Source organism: Photorhabdus tasmaniensis, from assembly GCF_011189505.1.
Lineage (GTDB): Bacteria > Pseudomonadota > Gammaproteobacteria > Enterobacterales > Enterobacteriaceae > Photorhabdus > Photorhabdus tasmaniensis.
On record NZ_PUJU01000128.1, the window covers coordinates 1 to 2,165 of the forward strand.

At 43.2% G+C, this 2,165-nt stretch carries 3 protein-coding genes; 1 reads left to right on the plus strand and 2 read right to left on the minus strand.

The window, feature by feature from the left end; all coding sequences use genetic code 11:
• Positions 1-74 precede the first annotated feature (74 nt).
• Positions 75-509 (plus strand): tail fiber assembly protein, encoded by a 435-nt coding sequence (locus C5471_RS23050; protein WP_133812490.1) that lies wholly within the window; start codon positions 75-77, stop codon positions 507-509.
• Positions 510-562: 53 nt separating this feature from the next.
• Here the strand turns inward: C5471_RS23050 and C5471_RS23055 are convergent, their stop codons facing one another.
• Both C5471_RS23055 and C5471_RS23060 read right to left on the minus strand, forming a co-directional pair.
• On the minus strand, positions 563-1,189 hold the full coding sequence (locus C5471_RS23055; protein WP_133812489.1) for a tail fiber assembly protein: 627 nt from the start codon (positions 1,187-1,189) through the stop codon (positions 563-565).
• Entirely contained in the window at positions 1,189-2,037 is an 849-nt protein-coding gene (locus C5471_RS23060) for a tail fiber protein (protein WP_133812488.1), read from the minus strand. The genes C5471_RS23055 and C5471_RS23060 overlap by 1 nt, the downstream gene beginning before the upstream one ends.
• Positions 2,038-2,165: the final 128 nt, after the last annotated feature.

Sequence of the window (2,165 nt, forward strand, 5' to 3'; positions counted from 1 at the left end):
TTAACTCAAAGATGAATTTAAATCAAAGGTTAATTTAACCAATAGGTGAATTAACAGCATCTACAGACGGGATCATGCACGCGGCAAAAACGGCACTACATCGTTCCCGCTTACCCGATTTAGATCTCAAAAATTTTGCAATAAATTTTGTGCTCAATCACAGCGTCAGAGCTGTAATAACTTGCTGTTTAACAGCATGTTTTAAAAGTATATTTTTAGCTTCCCGCCAGATCAATGCAAGACCGAAATGGAAAGCAAGAAATGAAAAAAAATACATAAAATACAGAAGATTAATAGAAGAAAGAAAGGGAAAAGGTTTTGCAAAACTTTCACAGATAATGGAGGTTATTCAAAAAATTGCACCGCTGCAATATAGCGCAGATACTGGAATGGAATCAGAGGAAGAGAAAGGGTTGTTGCTTGAATGGAAAAAATACCGGGTATTACTCAATCGGATTGATGTTTCATCAGCGCCAGATATTAACTGGTCTGAAAAGCCTATGGAGTGATTAAGTTGGGGATGAGGAAGGAATAAAGCCGGGCTAACCGGCTTCGTTCTTGCTTACTTAGGTATCTCCGGCCATTGCACATCAGGTGCTTGATTCACATCTACACGAGTGAGTAACACCCGGTATTTCTTCCACTCAAGCAGAGCGGCTTTCTCTGAGTCTGTCGCAACCTCTAAGTCAACCGAGTCTTGCAATAGAGACAGTGTTTCATTGGCTTGCTGTAACAGTGCTGCTTGCTGTTGCTTGGCTTCATCAATCTGATGCGATTTGAGAAGGTCTTTATCTACTACCCATTCTTTACCGTTCCACTTGTCAAAATCAGTGGGTGGTTTTTTGAATGTCAGCGTACCCGGTAACTCACCGATTTCAGTGATTTCAGTCGGAGCGCGGGTTTGCGTGTCGTAAGCGATTTTTCCACGATAGTCAGGGAGGATTTCCCAACAGAGTTTATCTGCACTGCGACAAACCGCCTCATCATCAGATTTCGGTAACTCAGGAGCATCAGAATAAGCACCAGCTGATAGACTGACACCCAGCATCACGTATTCAATATCAGAGCTCGTGAATTCTCGTGTGATTTGATTAGAGTGATAAACCTTTATCCATCCGGCCTGAATAGCTAATCCATCTTTACCCAATACGGCGGTTTCATGGTCTAAAGAATATTTTTGTTCTGTCATTATGCTGCTCTCACTATGTAGTTAAATGCGATGTTCCGGGGACGGGTTTCGTTTGCAGTACGTGCAACGCGAGATGCGTCAAATGTTACAATGTCTGCTCCTTGTTTGTTAGATGGATAACATGCATACAGCCCACTACTTGAATTGCGTGTCGCATTAAGAGCACCGTCAAAATTTTCGAACTGTGAATAGCCGTCCATTAGTCTCGCTTGAAAACCGCCCGTGATGTTTTGCAGCGCATCTTCCTGCCACGACCCACACACACGCCCCCGATCTACCCCTCTACCATCATCCCAACCACGAATAAATTCGCCTCTTAAATCAGGTACGTTACCTCCAGGGTAAGCTTTCGCTAACATTGGGTATAACGATTTATCAAAGGTCTGGCCGTTGCACGTGAGATAGCCAACGGGCGTGTATCTGTGAGGATACGGAAGCGGGACTCCAACGGGAATCGCCGGATTTGCTGTGCTATATTGAGTCGTCCAGGGCTTATATCGTTCAGGCCCATCCCATGTCTGTCTTGTCGCAATATCGCCCTGATGGGAATAATATGTTTGATGAATTCTCTGATCATTGCTCTTAAATACAGAAAGAAATCCATATGCGTAAATCTTACTTCCGTTATAAGCGGGTAAGTCAGTTACAGAATTGGGATTATCTATAGCAACGCAATATATGCCAGATTCTCGTGTATCAGAGAATCTGCTGTTATCTGACACATATGAACGGAAATCGGGAAACGCCCCCACATCCCCGGCATTCAAACTGACATCCCCACTCAGCACCTTCCCATTAATTTTCCGACTACTCGGCACCGCATTTTTCGCCAATTCCACCGTTTCCACTAAACCAACATTTTCCGTAGTTGATTAACTGACATTATTCTTTGCCAAGGCAGACTGTTAAAGCATTAAACGGGATTCAATCTGGTAAAAATCGGACTTATCTGCGTATCAATAAATAACCAAAATGA